This window comes from Candidatus Pantoea communis, assembly GCF_011752685.1.
Classification (GTDB): domain Bacteria; phylum Pseudomonadota; class Gammaproteobacteria; order Enterobacterales; family Enterobacteriaceae; genus Pantoea; species Pantoea communis.
This window is the reverse complement of the sequence record NZ_VWXC01000055.1, coordinates 1-1,384: the sequence shown is the minus strand read 5'-3', so window position 1 is coordinate 1,384 and position 1,384 is coordinate 1. Positions and strand designations below refer to the sequence as shown.

Below are 1,384 nucleotides of genomic sequence, written 5' to 3'. Positions count from 1 at the left end.
AAAAACGCCTCTGGCGTTGTAAGGTTAAGCCTCACGGGTCATTAGTACCGGTTAGCTCAATGCATCGCTGCACTTACACATCCGGCCTATCAACGTCGTCGTCTTCAACGTCCCTTCAGGACTCTCAGGGAGTCAGGGAGAACTCATCTCGGGGCAAGTTTCGTGCTTAGATGCTTTCAGCACTTATCTTTTCCGCACTTAGCTACCGGGCAATGCCATTGGCATGACAACCCGAACACCAGTGGTGCGTTCACTCCGGTCCTCTCGTACTAGGAGCAACCCCCCTCAATTCTCCAGCGCCCACGGCAGATAGGGACCGAACTGTCTCACGACGTTCTAAACCCAGCTCGCGTACCACTTTAAACGGCGAACAGCCGTACCCTTGGGACCTACTTCAGCCCCAGGATGTGATGAGCCGACATCGAGGTGCCAAACACCGCCGTCGATATGAACTCTTGGGCGGTATCAGCCTGTTATCCCCGGAGTACCTTTTATCCGTTGAGCGATGGCCCTTCCATTCAGAACCACCGGATCACTATGACCTGCTTTCGCACCTGCTCGAGCCGTCACTCTCGCAGTCAAGCTGGCTTATGCCATTGCACTAACCTCCTGATGTCCGACCAGGATTAGCCAACCTTCGTGCTCCTCCGTTACTCTTTGGGAGGAGACCGCCCCAGTCAAACTACCCACCAGACACTGTCCGCAACCCGGATTACGGGTCTACGTTAGAACATCAAACATTAAAGGGTGGTATTTCAAGGTTGGCTCCACGCAGACTGGCGTCCACGCTTCAAAGCCTCCCACCTATCCTACACATCAAGGCTCAATGTTCAGTGTCAAGCTATAGTAAAGGTTCACGGGGTCTTTCCGTCTTGCCGCGGGTACACTGCATCTTCACAGCGATTTCAATTTCACTGAGTCTCGGGTGGAGACAGCCTGGCCATCATTACGCCATTCGTGCAGGTCGGAACTTACCCGACAAGGAATTTCGCTACCTTAGGACCGTTATAGTTACGGCCGCCGTTTACCGGGGCTTCGATCAAGAGCTTCTCCTTGCGGATAACCCCATCAATTAACCTTCCGGCACCGGGCAGGCGTCACACCGTATACGTCCACTTTCGTGTTTGCACAGTGCTGTGTTTTTAATAAACAGTTGCAGCCAGCTGGTATCTTCGACTGCCTTCAGCTCCATCCGCAAGGGACTTCACCTGATGACAGCGTGCCTTCTCCCGAAGTTACGGCACCATTTTGCCTAGTTCCTTCACCCGAGTTCTCTCAAGCGCCTTGGTATTCTCTACCTGACCACCTGTGTCGGTTTGGGGTACGATTTCGTGTTACCTGGAGCTTAGAGGCTTTTCCTGGAAGCAGGGCATCAGTTACTTCA

Annotated in this window: 1 rRNA gene; it reads right to left on the bottom strand. The window is 53.3% G+C overall.

The features are described from left to right. Positions 1-20: 20 nt before the first annotated feature. Positions 21-1,384, bottom strand: a 23S ribosomal RNA gene (locus tag F3J37_RS27780); the annotation flags it as partial.